This is a genomic window from Flavobacterium cerinum (assembly GCF_024496085.1).
GTDB classification, from domain to species: domain Bacteria; phylum Bacteroidota; class Bacteroidia; order Flavobacteriales; family Flavobacteriaceae; genus Flavobacterium; species Flavobacterium cerinum_A.
This window is the reverse complement of record NZ_CP101751.1, coordinates 1,085,881-1,103,058: the sequence shown is the minus strand read 5'-3', so window position 1 is coordinate 1,103,058 and position 17,178 is coordinate 1,085,881. Positions and strand designations below refer to the sequence as shown.

The 17,178-nt window shown below is 38.3% G+C and carries 20 protein-coding genes; 1 reads left to right on the top strand and 19 read right to left on the bottom strand.

Features of this window, described 5'->3' with window-relative positions:
* Positions 1-122 precede the first annotated feature (122 nt).
* From NOX80_RS04950 to NOX80_RS04860, 19 genes are all read right to left on the bottom strand, one after another.
* On the bottom strand, positions 123-344 hold the full coding sequence (locus tag NOX80_RS04950; RefSeq protein ID WP_256552214.1) for a hypothetical protein: 222 nt from the start codon (positions 342-344) through the stop codon (positions 123-125).
* A 189-nt stretch (positions 345-533) separates the two neighbouring features.
* Positions 534-1,973 carry a BspA family leucine-rich repeat surface protein gene (locus NOX80_RS04945; RefSeq protein WP_256552213.1) on the bottom strand — a complete coding sequence of 480 codons (1,440 nt, stop codon included), beginning with the start codon at positions 1,971-1,973 and terminating at the stop codon, positions 534-536.
* A gap of 4 nt (positions 1,974-1,977) precedes the next feature.
* Positions 1,978-2,337, bottom strand: a complete 360-nt coding sequence (locus NOX80_RS04940; protein ID WP_256552212.1) for a hypothetical protein — start codon at positions 2,335-2,337, stop codon at positions 1,978-1,980.
* A gap of 102 nt (positions 2,338-2,439) precedes the next feature.
* Complete coding sequence (locus tag NOX80_RS04935; RefSeq protein WP_256552211.1) at positions 2,440-4,170, bottom strand: BspA family leucine-rich repeat surface protein; 1,731 nt, start codon at positions 4,168-4,170, stop codon at positions 2,440-2,442.
* A gap of 4 nt (positions 4,171-4,174) precedes the next feature.
* A complete protein-coding gene (locus NOX80_RS04930; protein WP_256552210.1) occupies positions 4,175-4,534 on the bottom strand; it encodes a hypothetical protein in 360 nt (119 codons plus the stop codon).
* Positions 4,535-4,633: 99 nt separating this feature from the next.
* Positions 4,634-6,292, bottom strand: a complete 1,659-nt coding sequence (locus tag NOX80_RS04925; protein WP_256552209.1) for a BspA family leucine-rich repeat surface protein — start codon at positions 6,290-6,292, stop codon at positions 4,634-4,636.
* A 69-nt stretch (positions 6,293-6,361) separates the two neighbouring features.
* The gene (locus tag NOX80_RS18655) at positions 6,362-7,696 is read right to left on the bottom strand and encodes a hypothetical protein (RefSeq protein WP_256552208.1); all 1,335 of its coding nucleotides are present in this window, start codon (positions 7,694-7,696) and stop codon (positions 6,362-6,364) included.
* 58 nt (positions 7,697-7,754) lie between these two features.
* Complete coding sequence (locus NOX80_RS04915) at positions 7,755-8,117, bottom strand: hypothetical protein (protein ID WP_256552207.1); 363 nt, start codon at positions 8,115-8,117, stop codon at positions 7,755-7,757.
* Positions 8,118-8,145: 28 nt separating this feature from the next.
* Positions 8,146-9,585, bottom strand: coding sequence for a BspA family leucine-rich repeat surface protein (locus tag NOX80_RS04910; protein ID WP_256552206.1), 1,440 nt, complete (start codon positions 9,583-9,585; stop codon positions 8,146-8,148).
* A 74-nt stretch (positions 9,586-9,659) separates the two neighbouring features.
* Positions 9,660-9,854 (bottom strand): hypothetical protein, encoded by a 195-nt coding sequence (locus tag NOX80_RS04905; protein ID WP_256552205.1) that lies wholly within the window; start codon positions 9,852-9,854, stop codon positions 9,660-9,662.
* Positions 9,855-9,868: 14 nt separating this feature from the next.
* Positions 9,869-11,305, bottom strand: a complete 1,437-nt coding sequence (locus tag NOX80_RS04900; RefSeq protein ID WP_256552204.1) for a BspA family leucine-rich repeat surface protein — start codon at positions 11,303-11,305, stop codon at positions 9,869-9,871.
* A gap of 3 nt (positions 11,306-11,308) precedes the next feature.
* Positions 11,309-11,668 carry a hypothetical protein gene (locus tag NOX80_RS04895; protein ID WP_256552203.1) on the bottom strand — a complete coding sequence of 120 codons (360 nt, stop codon included), beginning with the start codon at positions 11,666-11,668 and terminating at the stop codon, positions 11,309-11,311.
* Positions 11,669-12,593: 925 nt separating this feature from the next.
* Positions 12,594-13,328: a hypothetical protein gene (locus tag NOX80_RS04890; protein WP_256552202.1), complete on the bottom strand. Its 735-nt coding sequence runs from the start codon at positions 13,326-13,328 to the stop codon at positions 12,594-12,596.
* Between the two features lie 343 nt (positions 13,329-13,671).
* The gene (locus tag NOX80_RS04885; RefSeq protein ID WP_256552201.1) at positions 13,672-14,067 is read right to left on the bottom strand and encodes a hypothetical protein; all 396 of its coding nucleotides are present in this window, start codon (positions 14,065-14,067) and stop codon (positions 13,672-13,674) included.
* Complete coding sequence (locus tag NOX80_RS04880; protein WP_256552200.1) at positions 13,982-14,329, bottom strand: hypothetical protein; 348 nt, start codon at positions 14,327-14,329, stop codon at positions 13,982-13,984. Before NOX80_RS04880 ends, NOX80_RS04885 begins: the two co-directional genes overlap by 86 nt.
* A gap of 20 nt (positions 14,330-14,349) precedes the next feature.
* Positions 14,350-14,994: an N-acetylmuramoyl-L-alanine amidase gene (locus tag NOX80_RS04875; protein WP_256552199.1), complete on the bottom strand. Its 645-nt coding sequence runs from the start codon at positions 14,992-14,994 to the stop codon at positions 14,350-14,352.
* 17 nt (positions 14,995-15,011) lie between these two features.
* A complete protein-coding gene (locus NOX80_RS04870) occupies positions 15,012-15,383 on the bottom strand; it encodes a hypothetical protein (protein ID WP_256552198.1) in 372 nt (123 codons plus the stop codon).
* Positions 15,380-15,547, bottom strand: a complete 168-nt coding sequence (locus NOX80_RS04865) for a hypothetical protein (protein WP_256552197.1) — start codon at positions 15,545-15,547, stop codon at positions 15,380-15,382. The genes NOX80_RS04870 and NOX80_RS04865 overlap by 4 nt, the downstream gene beginning before the upstream one ends.
* 428 nt (positions 15,548-15,975) lie before the next feature.
* Positions 15,976-16,146, bottom strand: coding sequence for a hypothetical protein (locus tag NOX80_RS04860; protein WP_256552196.1), 171 nt, complete (start codon positions 16,144-16,146; stop codon positions 15,976-15,978).
* Between the two features lie 357 nt (positions 16,147-16,503).
* On the opposite strand from NOX80_RS04860, the gene NOX80_RS04855 reads away from it, so the two are divergent.
* On the top strand, positions 16,504-17,166 hold the full coding sequence (locus NOX80_RS04855) for a LexA family transcriptional regulator (RefSeq protein ID WP_256552195.1): 663 nt from the start codon (positions 16,504-16,506) through the stop codon (positions 17,164-17,166).
* Positions 17,167-17,178: the final 12 nt, after the last annotated feature.

Genomic DNA, 17,178 nt, shown 5'->3' with positions numbered 1-17,178 from the left:
TACCGGAATTCCCCTTATCTGAATCCGGTTTCCGAAGGCGGCCTGGTTTTTCTTTTATTCACGTTGTGATAAAAAATTAAAAATTCGGAGCACTGATTTTGCTTTCTCCGTTACTATTTCGGTTACAATGTCGATGCGGATTCGCTATTGGTTTGCTTTGCCGGCGGCTCCTGTAATCGTAATTTAAGTGCTCCACAAACGGCTACCACTATTCTTAAAACAGACCCTACCCATTCCGGTGCATTAATTTGTTTTAAAAACAACGGCATGATGTCTGTTGTTTGATCGATAACAGCTAAAATGATGACTACTGCGAACAGCGTCCAGTTTTTTAATTTTTCCATAATTGTTCGTATTTATTAATTTTCAAATTCCCGTTTTACACCTTACAGGAACGGGTTATCTTCCGGTATTTTCGCAGATTTATTCCGTTTTAAACCGATCACTAAATTTGTAACAGACGAATGTCATTACGTTATCAGTTGCTTTCCGATCGACGATAACCTGCGGTAAAATATTCGGGTATTTTTGTTTTATCCTATAATCGTCCACCCTTTGTCGGTAGCGATGGCTCTTTCTTCTGTTGTAAGCGACGGAGCCCCCCAGTTGTTGGTTATGTTTATCGTTTTAGATACAACTCCGGCTGCTATATTTTTAAATATGTCGACTAAAGCAACACGGGAAAGTTTACAAGAGTCATATGCGATGGATTGTTTTGTCCCTGAGAATGTGGCTTTACTTAGTGATCCGCAATTCGCGAACATATCGTTAAAAAAAGTACCTTCTGTTACTTTTAATACCGGAACCGATTCCAATGCGCTGCAGGAATGAAACATACTTCTGAATTCCTGTCCTTTAGCTGTATTCAATACCGGTATTGTTCGTAATACCACACAGGATGAAAACATACTTATAAATTCAATCCCACTGGTTGTGTCTAAAGGCGGAATATTGCGTAAAAGTGTACATCCTAAAAACATGCTCCTGAATTCCGTTCCTTTGGAAGTATCTAATAACGGAACCGTTCGTAATGCTGTACATTCTAAAAACATACCGCTAAAACTTCTTCCGTTAGCCGTATTCAATTCCGGAATTGTTTTTAAGGCGTTACAAGTAGCAAACATGCTGCTGAAACTATTTCCGTTGGAAGTATCAAACGCGGGTACCTTTTGTAAAGACGTACAAGCCTGAAACATATAACCGAAATCCTCTCCTTTTGAAGTATTAAACAAAGGGATTTTTGCCAATGCTTTACAGGACGCAAACATATAACCGAAATCAATCGCATTAGAAGTGTCTTCCAATATAACGGATTCTAATACCGGACAGGCATAAAAGGCTCTTCGGAAGCTGGTTATTTCATTGTTTCCTAAAAAACAAAACGCTTCTAATAATCCGTGATACATTAAGGAACCGCCAATAACAAGACTTGTCATTTTCGGCCCGCTCATTCTAATATCCATCCATCCGGTACTGTAGTACGTTAGTAAAGGCTGTCGGTGTCTTTTTTGTAAATTGATACTGGTAAGATTTTGTCCGTTTTGTGGTGTAATCGTGACAATAGCTTGCCGGTAACCTGTAGCCGTTTCTGTTCCCGGAAAAGAGTTGTACGAATAAATATGTGACGCCTGAGTTCCTGAAGTAAAATTCTCCACGACTCCATCTCCCCAATCTACCGTATAATCGGCTGTAGCAGTAAAGGAAATAAAATTACTATCTTCCGATATTGCATGTAATCCGACGAATTTCTGATCACCGGTTGTTACGCTGTCCTCTATCCGAAGCCAGTCGGTTGGACGGATCCAGTCCAGCGGATCATTTCCGTTACCCTCCGCATTTATTTCAAGTATTTTACCGGCATACTCCCGAAAGGTCGTTTCGGGAGTAACTGCAACTCCTTTTTTGACGATCGCATCTCGTATTTCGGCTTTCGTTTGACCTAAATAGGTTAATTTATCTGCAATTGTTCCCATTTCATTATACTATTTGCCCGTTAATTGCATCAATCGCATCACCGATCGTCACTATTGCGCCATTTACAGCATCCACCGTAGGGAACTTTGTTCCTGTATTGTCTGATGCCAGACTATTTTGTTTGTTTCCACTATTTTCTTTAGCCGCAAACAGAACAGTATGAGCCTGCTCATCAGTAAGATGTGCTCCAAATGCTGTTTTATCCGTTTTTTGGTTTAGTGTCAGATCCAATCCTTCAATTTTAGCTGTCGGTATTGCTTCTTCTTTATGCCAAAAAGATCGGAATGTTTCTTCAAAATTGGACTGCGTCGGTTTCTTACCTTGTAAGAACCATTGCAATATGTTGTAAAGTGGTGTTACCATATTCTGTTTGTATTTGATCAAAATTATTAGGCAATAGGGATCCGCTACCTTAACCGGAGGCAGGTTATTTCCATTAAATGATTCGGATTATCCGGTGCGGTTTTATCCTATAATTGTCCAGCCTTTATTGGTGGCAATAGCTCGTTCCTGCGCAGTTAGTAACGGTGCGCCCCAGTTATTGGTTATGGTTATCGTTTTAGCCGTTACGCCCGATGCTAATTTGTTAAAAACATCAACCAAGGCTGTTCGGGAAAGTTTACAATTCTCATATGAAATCGAATTTTTCGTTCCTGAAAAAGGTGCTTTGCTCAGTGCTCCGCAATTGGTCAGCATACCAGTCAATGTCGTTCCGTTTGAAATATTCAATGACGGAAGTGTTTCTAAGGTATAACATCCTGTAAACATCGTACTGAAATCGGCTCCTTTTGAAGTATCCAGTAAAGGAATCGTACGTAACATGTTCGAGAATGAAAACATTCCGATAAAAGTAGTCCCGTTCGAAGTATTCAGCAACGGAATCGTTTTCAGTGATGGGCAACTTCCGAAAGTATAATTAAAATTTGTTCCTTTAGAAGTGTCGTAAAACGGAATTGATTGTAAAGTCGGGCAGCTGTAAAACAGGTTTCTGAAATCGGTTCCGTTTGATGTGTTCATTATCGGCCCTGTTTTCAGCAAAGTACAACCCTGGAACATATTTCCGAAATTAACCCCTTTTGAAGTATCAGATAAAGCAATACTCTTTAAAGAAATACAACTTTGAAACATGTAATTAAAATAAGCTCCTTTTGAGGTATTATATACCGGAATATTTTCCAGTGCATAACACGCTGAAAACATATAACTAAAATTAGTCCCGTTTGAGGTATCCAATAAGGGCGTTGATTTTATAGCATAACACGATGAAAGCATGTAACGGAAACTCGTTCCTTTGCCCGTATTGAACAGCGGAATAGATTTTAACTTATAACATGAAATAAACATATAGCTAAAATTAGTCCCGTTGGAAGTATCGAATAACGGAACCGACTGTAATAATGAACATCCCTGAAACATATAGCTAAAATCGGTTCCTCCGGCTGTATCCAATAACGGAACCGACTGTAGTAATGAACACAACTGGAACATATAACTAAAGTCTTTTCCTTTTGAAGTATCAAATAACGGGACGAATTGCAAGTCATAGCATCCAGAAAACAGACGATTAAAATCGGTTATTCCATTCTTCCCCAAAAAGCAAAATGCTTGTAAATACCTATGGTTTGATGTAGATCCGCCTACACTTAGGTTTACTATATTTTCTCCGCTTATTCGGATATCCAGCCATCCGGTGCTGTAAATAATATTCAATCCGGACTGGCGGTGTTGGCACTGTAAATTGATACCGGTCAGATTTTGTCCGGCTTGTGGAGTAACCGTTACAACAGCCTGTCGGTAACCCTCAGTACTCTCCGTACCCGGAAAAGCATCGTATGAATAGCTATGATCCGCCTGAACACCGGAAGCAAAATTTTCAACTACACCATCGCCCCAGTCTACCGTATAATTTCCGGTAGCCGAAAGTGAAATAAAATTTCCTTCTTCAAATATTGCGTATAACCCTACAAACTTATGATCGCCGGCTACTACTTTACTCTCTATCGGCAACCAATCGCCGGGGCGCTTCCATACATCCGGTTCTTCTCCTTCGCTTCCGGCTCCTATTGCCCGTATTTTTCCGGCATATTCCCGAAAAGTGGTATTCGCCGGAACACTCACCCCTTTTGAAATGATAGCATCCCGTATTTCCGATTTGGTCTGCCCTAAATAGGTTAATTTATCTGCAATTGTTCCCATTTTATTATACTATTTGTCCGTTAATCACATCAATCGCATTTCCTATTGTCGTAATAGCGCCATTTACAGCATCCACCGTAGGAAACTTGGTTCCTGTATTATCCGGCGTCAGACTATTTTGTTTGTTTCCAGTGTTTTCTTTAGATACAAACAGAACAGTATGAGCCTGTTCATCAGTAAGATGTGTTCCAAATGCCGTTTTATCTGTTTTTTGGTTCAATATCTGATCTAATCCTTCGATTGTATTCGTTGGTATCGCTTCTTCTTTGTGCCAAAATGATCGAAATGTTTCTTCAAAATTGGACTGCGTCGGTTTCTTACCTTGTAAGAACCATTGCAGTATATTGTAAAATGGTGTTGCCATATTATGCTTGTATTTTATAAAATTATTATGCAATAGGAATCCGCTACCTCAAGAGGCAGGTTGTTTTCACTATAATGATTCCTATTGTTCGTTTGGCTTTTATCCTATGATTGTCCAGCCTTTATCGGTGGCAATAGCCCGTTCTTGTGCTGTTAATAATGATGTGCCCCAATTATTGGTTATGGTGATCGTTGTTGCTGTTACGCCTGATCCTAAATTGTTAAAAATATCGACCAGGGCAGTATGTGAAATTTTACAATTTTCGTAGGAAATTGCATTTTTGAGACCTCGTAATGTGGCCTTACTTAATGATCTGCAATAACTGAACATTTCATTAAATTTTGTTCCGTTAGCGACATTTAACCTCGGTACATTTTGCAAAATAGAACAGTATAAAAACATACCGGAAAAATCGCTTCCGTTTGAGGTATCCAATAACGGGATTATTTGTAATGAGCCGCATGACATAAACATTGACACGAAAACGGTTCCTTTCGAAGTATTTAATAAAGGGACTGTTTTTAAAGAGCCGCATCCTTCGAACATATTTCCAAAATTTGTTCCGCTTGACGTGTCCAATAAGGGAACTCTTTTCAAATTATTACAGGAAAAAAACATCCCGCTAAAACGTGTTCCTTTTGATGTATTTAATAACGGAATGCTTTGCAACGAGCGGCAGGCCATAAACATCCCGTTAAAACCTAATCCGTTTGCTGTATTCAATAACGGAATGGTTTTTAAAGAACTACATGAAGCAAACATATATTCAAAATAGATCCCTTTTGCGGTATCGAACTGAGGTATATTTCGCAACTTCGTACAGCTGTCAAACATATTATTGAAGTATATCCCATTGGATGTATTTAATAACGGCACTGTTGTTAAAGATCCGCAACCTACAAACATGTAGTTAAAATTAACTCCGCTTGAAGTATCTAACGACAAAATAGTACTCAGGGCATTACATCCGGTAAACATATAATTAAAACTTCCGCCTTTTGAAGTATCCGGTAACGCAATGGTTTTCAAAGCTGCACAACTTTCAAACATAAAACTAAAAGTTGTCCCTTTTGAAGTATCATCAAATAATACAGATTCCAAGACTCTACACATTGAAAAAAGCTTAGTATAATCTGTTATTAAATTGCTTCCAGCCAAGTAAAACGCTTCTAAATAACCATGAGTGACCGTTGTTCCGCCAACAATAAGATTGGCAATGTATTGACTGCTTATTTTGATATCCAGCCATCCGGTACTGTAAAACATATTCAATCCGGTCTGACGGTGTTTACTCTGTAAATTAAGGCCTGTCAAATTGTGTCCGGCTTGTGGTATAACCGTTACAATAGCCTGACGGTAACCTCCGGTAGTTTCTGTTCCCGGGAAAATATCGTATGAATATATATGATCCGCCTGAACACCGGAAGCAAAATTTTCAACGACACCATCCCCCCAATCCACCGTGTAATTTCCGGTAGCCGAAAGCGAAATAAAGTTACTGTCTTCCAATATCGCGTGTAATCCTACAAACTTCTGATCTCCGACAGCCACTTTATGTTTGATCGGCAGCCAATCATCAGGGCGCGTCCATACATTCGGGTCTTCTCCTTCGTTTTCAGCTTGTATTTCACGGATTTTTCCGGCATACTCCCGAAAAGTCGTATCAGTAGGAACAGTCACCCCTTTTGATAGGATAGCATCCCTTATTTCCGATTTGGTCTGACCTAAATAGGTTAATTTATCTGCAATTGTTCCCATTCTTTTTCTACTGGTTTTCCGATTAATATTCCGTTTTTAATCCTGTTTTTTACGATTGTAGCTCCTTTTTTAAAAAATCCTGAAATAGAATCTGTTTTCTTTTTCACTACCCACAATCTCCGCCCATCCGTTTGCCGGAATCGTGACTGAAGTATTGGACACCCCTCCAATCCAAAATGTTGTTATACCGGCTCTGTTAATTGTTATGGCATATCCGGTGTTATTGATAATGGTATAACGATAACTGCCAAAACTTTCTACCGGAATCATCCAGGTTGCATTTGCAGTACCATTATAAACCAATGTTGTATGTAAGGCTTTATAATCGCCGCCGGTATTATCTAACGGTGTTATTAAGGCGAGTAATTGCTGATCGTTTAATGCTGTCGCCGTGGTAGCGATTGTTCGATGCATCAAAGCCGGCAGTTCCGATTTAACCGGTAAGTGACCGTCTTTTTTGGGTAATACCACCTCAACTTTATTTGTATTAGCCTGTGTTTTATTAGGCACTACCTCCACATCATATTTATAAGTCGGATTATTAGGATAGGTATTAAAGTGCATTCCGTCTACTGTATACGATCCAAACCGACCATTCCAATCGTTATCATACACATTATAACCGATAAAGGAGCCTCTTCCGCTGACAATATTACGAGTCAGGCCGTCGCCGGACCAAAAATTGATAGCTGTATTAATGCTGTTACCACTGATTGCGAGTACCTCTCTAATATCGGGTATTGTTGGTACCACGGCTTTAAGCGTTCCGTTTGGCTGTACCTGAACGACATTATTATATAGAAATTTCCCCATACCATCCTTATCAGCGGGTAGGTTTAATTTAACGATGCTAGGCGCTATTTGACTTACATATGCCCCTTCTAAAGAAATAGAAGTATAGCCGGTTAATGCCGGCATTGTCCACATCGGTCCGTAGCCGGTTGTTGTACCAAAAGATTCATTCTTAGTAAAAACGTAATCTCCGAAATTACCATCAACCAATAACCGAACCGTAATCGTTTCACTTTGTATATTAATATCAAAACTATCCGGAGCAACGGTAAAAAAGAACAGATTGTCAAATTGCGGGTATTCCGGCATAAGATTACTTTCATCGAAATACATACTATCCAGTTCCGGTTCACCATAACGAATATAGCTTTCAAACAGCTGTTTTACAGTACCTTTTAATTCCAGATTACCTTCTATCGTTTGTTTTCCGGTAAAAACATTACCGCCATTCTGATTTGCTTTGTTAGAAAGATCCGTTTCAAGATCCAGAATATTCGCTTGCGGAATTCCCTCTTCTTTATGCCAAAACGAATCCCATGCCAACCAAAATTGAAATTGAGATGGTTTTAATCCGGTTTTAAACCAGGCTTTTATTTCTGATAAAGTTGCCATATAAAAGTATTTTGATTTTAAGTCTTCGTTAATTCCGCATAATCCGATATGTTCCTAATTATACCAGCTGTCCGTTAATGATAACAATAGCTTTATTGATATCACCAATAGCGCCATTCACAGCATCAACTGTCGGGAATTTAACTCCTTTATTATCCGGTGTAAGATTATTTTGTTTATCTCCGGTATTTTCCTTAGCGGCAAACAAAACAGCGTGTGTATTCAAATCATTAAGATGTTCTGTAAACTGTGCTTGCTCTGCTTTTTGGTTAAGCGCCTGCTCTAAGCCTTCGATTTTATTGGCCGGAATGATTTCTTCCTTGTGCCAAAAAGACCGGAATGTTGCTTCAAATTGTGACTGAGTTGGTTTTTTACCTTGTAAAAACCATTGTAATATGTTGTTAAATGATGTTATAGCCATTAGTCTTCTTTTATAATTTTTTTACACTTTATCCCAAAACAACCCAACCTTTGTCGGTTGCTATGGCTCTTTCTTCCTTCTTTAATAATGGAGCACCCCAATTGTTTTCAATTATTATTGTTTTGGATGCTACACCTGATGCTAAATTTTTAAACACATCGACTAAAGCTGCCGGTGACAGTTTACAGTCAAAATAGGAAATAGATTCTCCGGTATTTAATAATGCTCCTTTAGTTAATCCGCCGCAATTCGTAAACATGCTGCTAAAATTGACCCCATTCGAGGTATTCAGTAACGGAATGGCTTCTAACAGGTTACAGGCATAAAACATATCATTAAAATCAGTTCCTTTTGTTGTATCCAATAACGGTATTGCCCGCAAAGCTGTACAATTTGAAAACATGCCCGTAAAAAGTGTTCCGCCGGACGTTTTTAATTCCGGAACGGTGTGTAATGAACTACACGTTACGAACATATAGCGAAAATCAACTCCTCTGGCAGTATTGAGTGCCGGAATGGTTTTCAAATAAGTGCAGGCAATAAACATATTGTAAAAAACCACGCCATTTGAAGTGTTTAAAAACGGGATTGCTTCCAATTTATAACACCATCCAAACATGAAACTAAAATCTATTCCTCTTGAAGTATCGAATAACGGGACGCTTTGCAGGGAAATGCAGTTTTGAAACATATAACTAAAATTGATCCCGCCAGCTGTATTTAATAAGGGAACATTTTTTAAGGCCGTACAATAATGGAACATATAGCTAAAGTCAAGTCCGTTTGCGGTATCGAATACCGGAACAGCTTGTAGCCGGGTACATCCGTAAAAAAACCGGTTAAAGTCGGTTATTGCATTGTGGCCTAAAAAACAAAAAGACGTTAAATACCGATGATAGGCCGTTGTTCCGCCAATTGTAAGATTTCTGATATTTTGTCCGCTCATTCTGATGTCCAGCCATCCGGTGCTATACGAAAAACTCAACGCAGGCTGATTATGTCTTACCTGCAAAAAGAGTCCGGTTAAATCCCCGTTATTTTGAGGTGTGATAGTAACAATCGCTTGTCGGTAGCCCTCAGAAGTTTCAGTTCCCGGAAAGGAATGGTAAGAATAGGTATGATTCGCCGGAACACCTGAGGCGACATTTTCGATAACGCCGTCGCCCCAATCTACCGTGTAATCGCCGGTAGCGGCAAACGAAACAAAGTTTCCTTCTTCAAATATCGCGTATAAACCCACGAATTTATGATCGCCTTCCGCTACTCTGTCTTCTATAACCAACCAATCTTCCGGGCGTTTCCATTCTTCCGGATTTTCTCCGCCTTCCGATTTTATTTCACGTATTTTTCCGGCATATTCCCTAAAGGTAGTTGCAGGAGGAACCATCACACCTTTCGAAGTGATAGCATCCCGTATTTCGGCTTTGGTTTGTCCCAGAAAAGCTAATTTGTCTGCAATTGTTCCCATTATTATTTTCGTTATCCGTTTAATCCCATACTCCTTCCTATCGTTTCAATGTCTGGAGGTGTTATTACGCTGTTTTAATTTCCGGGTATAAACCCGGCCGGTGTATTTTCAGGGCTATTCTCTCCCGGCACCGGATCTCTTTCGATCCAGTTGCTTAAATCGGTTCCTAAAGGTGCCGTCACTCTATTTGTAACATACTCTCCGTCAAATAATTCCTTTCCTTCTTCGGCAATTATTTCGATAAAATATTCGTTTGTGTTCGTTATCATAGTTTTATTTTTTGTTATCCAATAATAGTCCATCCTTTACCTGTAGCAATTGCCTTTTCGCTTGCTGATAATGATGAAGCCCCCCAGTTATTCGTAATGGTTACGGATTTGGAGGTCACTCCGGTTGCCAGGCTTTTAAATATGTCGACTAAAGCATTACGCGAAAGCTTACAGCCTACATATGAGATTGTTACTTTAGTTCCTAAAAATGTTGCTTTACTCAATGATGTGCAGTTCGTTAACATGCCGCCCATACTTCCCGCTTTTGCAGTATCAAATGCAGGGAGTGTTTGTAAGGCAACACATCCGAAAAACATACTTGTAAAATCAATTACACTTGAGGCTTTAAATAAAGGCACTGTTTGCAGCGCCACACAGTCCTGAAACATGTAGCTGAAATCCGTTGCTTTTGAGGTTTCAAAAAGCGGAACTGTTCTTAAATGAGAGCAAGACTCAAACATACTTGTGAATACTTCACCGCTTGCAAAATTCAGTAAGGGTACGGTTTCCAAAGCAGTGTTAAATGAGAACATCATACTAAAATCGATTCCTTTTATTGTATTGAATAAGGGAATGGTTTTTAACGAACTACATCCGTAAAACATGCCGCTAAAGCTGGCTCCGTTTGATGTTTCCAATAAAGGAACCGTTTTTAATTGCGTACAGGATTCAAACATATAGCTAAAATCAAGTCCTTTACCTGTTTCTAACATCGGAGCATTTTTCAAAGCAGAACAAGAACTGAACATTGTTCCGAAATTGTTGCCTTTTGAAGTATCCAATGCGAGAACTGCTTGTAGTTGACTACATCCCAAAAAGAATTTACGGAAATCGGCAATCTGATTACTTCCTAAAAAGCTAAACGCTTCTAAAATCCGGTGCGAAACTACCACTCCGCCAATACCAAAACTTGTAATGTTAGATCCGCTTACTCTGACATCTAACCATCCGGTGCTATAGGCTCCTAATCCGGCCTGCGTGTGTTTTCGCTGTAAATTGATATTTGTTAAACTTTGTCCGGCCTGTGGTGTAACCGTTACAATAGCTTGTCGGTAACCGCGTGAAGAATCGGTACCGGGGAAAGCGCTGTATGAATAAATATGATTTGCCTGAATTCCTGAAGCATAATTTTCAACAACGCCGTCACCCCAATCTACCGTATAATTACCGGTTGCGGAAAGTGCGGCAAAATTACTATCTTCAAAAATAGCATAGAGTCCTACAAATTTCTGATCACCGACCTTTACTCTCCCTTCAATGGATAACCAATCTGCCGGTCGTTTCCATTCGTCCGGATTTACTGTGGTTTCCGATTTAATTTCACGGATTCTTTCGGCATATTCCCGAAAGGGTGTTTCGGCTGTGACCGTCCCTCCTTTTGAAATGATTGCATCGCGTATTTCCGATTTTGTTTGTCCTAAATAAGTTAATTTATCTGCTATTGTTCCCATCTGTTATACGATTTGCCCGTTAATTACATCAATAGCATTGTTAATAGTTCCAAGCGCTCCGTTAACAGCATCAACAGTAGGAAACTTTGTTCCTGTATTGTCGGGTGTCAGACTGTTTTGTTTGTTTCCGATATTTTCTCTGGATGCAAACAAAACAGTATGCGCCTGTGCGTCTGCAAGGTGTGCTGTAAACTGTGTTTTGTCTACTTTTTGGTTTAATGTCTGGTCTAATCCTTCAATCTTATTTGACGGAATAATTTCTTCCTTATGCCAAAACGACCGGAATGTTTCTTCAAAATTAGACTGAGTCGGTTTTTTACCTTGTAAAAACCATCGTAGTATGTCATTAAATGGTGTTATCATATTGGTATTTTGTATTTGATAAAATTGTGTACTGTAGTGATTTATACTCCGAAAACACTTTCAGTTGATGGTAGCGGTGTCTTATTCCGATTTGCTGTATTGCTTTTTGATCGTATAATCAATGAAGTCAGATAAGACTTAGGGGCGTAATTCTAAATCGGATAGTGTACTCCGGATGCACAAAAAGCAGCAAGCTTCTGTTTGTTGTTGTGAGGTCGTATAGAAACAGCTCTTTTCCCGGGCGAAAGAGGCTGTTAAAGAGGAAATAATTCACTCATCAACAATCCGTTAACCGGCGTTATACTTATAACGCAAAAATTACGATCAGTAATCGTTGCCTATTCGTATTGATAAAAAAATAAATCTTACAGAGGGTCATTCTCAAATAGATCGTCTCACGGGTTTCCCCAGAGTCATTCGCTAAGGATATTCCCACGAAGATCAGAATCGGCAGAAAGCTTCACCATCACCCGAGGGTATGCCACCAGGGATCGTCCCTCTGGATAAGATTTATGTTCGTTATAATCGTTTTTTGTTTCTGTTAAAAAATAAACCTTGCAGTGGGTCATTCTCAAATAGATCGTCTCACGGGTTTCCCCAGAGTCATTCGCTAAGGATATTCCCACGAAGATCAGAATCGGCAGAAAGCTTCATCATCACCCGAGGGTATGCCACCAGGGATCGTCCCACTGGACAAGGTTTATGTCAATTAAATTCGGTTTTGGGTTGTTTATTATGTCTTAAAATAAACCTTGCAGAAGGTCGTTCACAAATAGATTGTCTCACGGATTTCTCCAGAGTCATTCTCCTAGGATATTCCCGCGGAGTTCCGAATCAGTATCCGCCTGAGCGAAGACTGAATCCGTTACCTCCGGGGGTATGCCACCAGGGATCGTCCTACCTGGACAAGGTTTATCAGTATTTTTTAATCATAAAAGAAGTTTATCGCATCTGTTATTCCGGATGACCCTAAAACAATTTTTAATCCTAAAGGATTTGATTGGTACGGAATACCATTGATCAATATTTGCATTCGTATTCGAATCTTCGCAAAAGGTTTTCCGTGTTTTGAATATTTAAACGATCCCGGTTTAAAAATGCTTCCTGACGGCGAAAATTCTTTGTAACCTTCACGGCTAGGTCTGAAGTAATGGATCGGTTCAAGATCCAGTACCATTTCCCGGTCTTTCAGAACGTATTCTGACTGTCGTTTCCATATAACAGCATCTTCCTTTTTTTCCTTATAATAGCCTAACGGTTTGAATTTGCGATTACGTCGCTTTTTTTTCTGTTTGTAGCGTTCTATGATAATTGTCGGTTGGTATTCCTTCATATCAAAATCTTCATCCAGGGTTATCTTTAATTTCTTAAAGGCTACCGGTCTGCCTAAAACATGCTTATAGCCATCAAAATACTCCGGATCTTTTCCTTCAAATCCCTTGTTTATTATGTGTCCCATACCGACATTCGGCAGTTTCTCAGATATATAGAAATCATAATACTCATTATAGGTTTCCGATGTTGGCCTAACTGAAAATCCAAAATTGAGTTCATTTAAATGCACATATCCGTCAATCAGTTCTGAGAATTCTTGTTCCGTTGGCCGGTCTCCTCTTTCAAAATACGTTTTGAGTTCCTGTCTTGTTCTTATATTTTTCATATTTTTTTTGTAATGTCTTTTCAATATCTGACTGTCTCTATACACTCCTATATTGAAAAGATATTTCCAGTAATTTTTTGTTGCTTTTATAAGCAGGATTTGCTTTTGTTACTTGAATTTGGAGCGCTGTATTCGTTTGTTTTACCGTTACGAAATTCCGTTATTTTATTTAAATTTCAAGTGGATTTTTGTATTGGATTCTGTAGTTGCAGTAAGTCTTATTCTTCTGTTTTCCAGCTGTATTATTCCTTAATTAACACTGCAAATTTGAAGCTTTTTTATTGTATTTTAAAACTTTACGGCTGTTGTATTCTGTAGTTGCAATGCTTAATTTTTCGGAGAATTAGTGAAGTAGCAATCCTCCCAATATAACGCCGGCGGCAAAGCCAACCAGTCCATAAATAAAACTTCTTCCGTTTTTACTTTTTGCTGTTTTTAACTGTTGGTCTTTCACTTCCAACTGTTTTTCAGTTAACCGCAATGTTTCTGCAAAGAGTTTATTTTGTTGCGACATATAACCGATTAATGTATCTTTTTCTTTTTGAATTTCAATACATTTTTCCAGGTTCGCTTCCACCTTATTTTCTCTTAACCGATCATAATCTGTCAGTTCGATCAGTGCTTTCCTGGCGACCTCTTTTGAGATCACCACACTATCTTTCTGCGTAACGGTTTGTGAGCTGGCGTGCCAGGCTGTCAGCATCATCAGTGTTACGGATGTTCTTTTTAATTTGTTCATAACGCATATTGTTTTCTTTTGCTCTGGCGATATTGTCATAAAGCAATTTTTCTTTTTCATCTATCGCTGCTATTTTCTTTTTTTCCAGTAATGTTATGCTATCCAGGCGCTTTATGTTTTGTTCTTTCAACCGCTCTAATTCTTCAATTTGTGTTTCAAGAGCAGTGTTAAGTTCCCTTTTTAAAAAATACATTTGAATGTTGAGTACCAGAATAATAAGGATCAAAACCCCAAAAGCATAGAATACTATTTTATCTTTCATCTTTGTTGTTTTTTGATTACTTATGCCAGTGATTTCAGCATTTCTATCAGTTCCTTCTGAGGATGTACATCCGATTTATCCGGTCGGAATGAAACATGTGCCCATATTCCGCTTTCTCCGCCTAAAGCTCTTTTGTTATATTCAAACATAACATCACCTTTATAGTCCAACGGAATGGCATATCTGTCACCCCAATACTCCAAAAGTTCACACAAGGAATCCAATTGTGCCGTTGTATATTTTTCAAAATATTTATAGCCGCGGAATCCTTTTTCGTAATACACTACATTTTCTTTTTTAATCTCCTGCCCGGATGCGGAATAAAACCGATCATTTTTGACCGTTAATCCGCCCCAACTGTCCAGTTCCACTCCGATAAATTCTTTGTTTCGCTGTGTATTCAGCGCCGGAAGGTTAAACTTTTGAAAGTGTTCCTGTTTGATTCCTAAATGGTGTGCCCAATACTGAGAGGAATATATCTGGTGTATTCCGCCATCTCTAGCTATGATTATTGGGGTTGCAACACGTTCCGCAGTGGACTTCCACCATTCGATATCGCCCGAGACCGAGTCTCCAGAGACGGTATGATGCAGCACAATTCCTTTTTTTTTTGTTGCTTCCTTGTAATACTGATTTTCAGGAAAATCGTGACTTATTATTTTCATGTTTGTACTCCTTTTAATTATTTTTCCTCCTCCTCATTTTTCTCGTTTGGTGTATTGTCTGTATTAACTCCGTATGTTTTTTCTATGTAAGCCTTAACCGCTTTGTCTATCCAGTTCGGAAGATTTGTGGTGATCATTTTCAGAAACTTATCATAGCCATAACCCAAAACAAAAAGCATCCCTGTGGAATACCACTTGTCGTTCACGTTTGCCTTATGCATTACATAACTCATTGTAAAGCCAACGATTATTACAATCAATAAGGTTACAATATGTTCCCAGGGTTGCTTTTTTTCTTTGTTTTGAATTGAAATTAATACTCTCAATAGTCCTCCGGAAAATGCGACTGCTGTTCCTATAAATAAGACTTTGAAGTTTTCTAAATTCATTCTTCCTTATTTATCAGGTACATATTATCCAAAAAACTTTTGCTTTTTTTAATGTTTTGACTTTCATCTAAATAAGCTATATCGTCAATAAGGTCATCAATGTCTTTTTCTGCTTCATTGAATATCCCTTTGCCTTTTTTTATTTTTTTATTTTTTCTTTCCATAATTATTAGAGTTTTATTAGTAGTGTTTATAGTTCCTGTAAGCTTCAATCTAAAAGGGATAAGCTTCCGAAAGAAAAAAAAGCCCCCTTGCCTTTTAAGTCAATGCTTAAAAAGCCTGTAATATTTTCCACTTTATTTTTTTGTTTTCTTAAGGCACCTCTACAACAGTAATTGTATTACTTTTCTTTGAATACCGGCTTACAGGCCCGTTTTCTATTCACTTATGAGGCGTTGTTCCTTTTTTAGAAATATGCTTAACTGTTTTAAGACAAGTGCATTACTGCATTTATTCTTTTATACCGACAGTTTCGTTAAATAGCCTTTTACTGTAGTTTCAGGCTTTGCTCACAACCAGATTTTGGGCATCCGGCTCATTGTTATCCTGATAGAACCAGAAGAGATTCCATCCTTTATCGAGACTTACGATCCTAGTAATCATTTTCATCATCAGTAAGGATATTATATATAGTTCGTTCTGATAAAAACAACATTTCTGTCAATTCATTGACAATAACTTTCATCTGCTTGCTTTGATTGTGCGTTACGTAGTTAGTAACAAATTCTTTTCGCTTTTCAATTAATTCTTTACTTCGTCTCATTGGTTTGGTTTTAATTTTGTTGTTTAAGAAATTGATTAAAAATAAATCTTGTATTCATGCAGCTTTTTTTTACGCAAATAGTTCTGTTAAAACTCAATAAAACGAACATTACCGCACTATGTTCGTATTTCAACCTAACTACACTATTGTTATGCGAAACAAAATAAAACACTGTATTCTAACAGTCTCACCTAATTATCACAATAAAAAAGACACTGTTAAATGTTGCATATATTTCGTATATTTGCAATAGTCCTAAACGCTACACGACAAATATGCGAATTATGTTCGTGTTTACAAAACAAAAAAGAGTACAATTTGCGTTTTATTTTGTTTAATTTTTACAAAAATCTCATTATGAACTATTTAGAATTCAAAGAAATCAGAAAAAACTTGAACATGAAGCAGTCTGAGCTGTCAAAATCGATCGGTGTGGGTATTCGAGCGATTCAGTATTGGGAAAAAGGCGAACGAAAAATTCCCGAAACAACTGCCTTTTTCATGAAAAGCCTACTCGCTAAAAAACAGAAACCGACCAATGAAAACGGATCACCTGTTATTTTTTCCGATTTAAAAATCATGAACGTACCTCTTGTCAATCAATATGCACAAGCGGGTTATCTGAACGGTTTTGCCGACGAAGAATTTACAGAAAGCCTACCTACTATTCCGTTTACTGACGACGTAGAACATCGCGGCGAATACATGTGCTTTGAGGTTAAAGGCGACAGTATGGATAACGGATCCTACGAAAGTTACCTTGAAGGTGACATTTTATTATGCAGAAATATCAGACAGGATTTCTGGATGAGCAAACTGCATTATAACAAGTGGGATTTTGTAATTATCCATAAGGAAAAAGGTATTCTGGTAAAAAGGATCATCAATCACGATGTTGAAAACGGAATCATTACGTTACACTCTTTGAACGATTATTACAATGATTTCGAAATTCATCTTAAGGATGTTGCCAAACTGTTTAACATTATAAGTACAAGACGCAAAAACAATAGACGATAAGACAAAACGCCC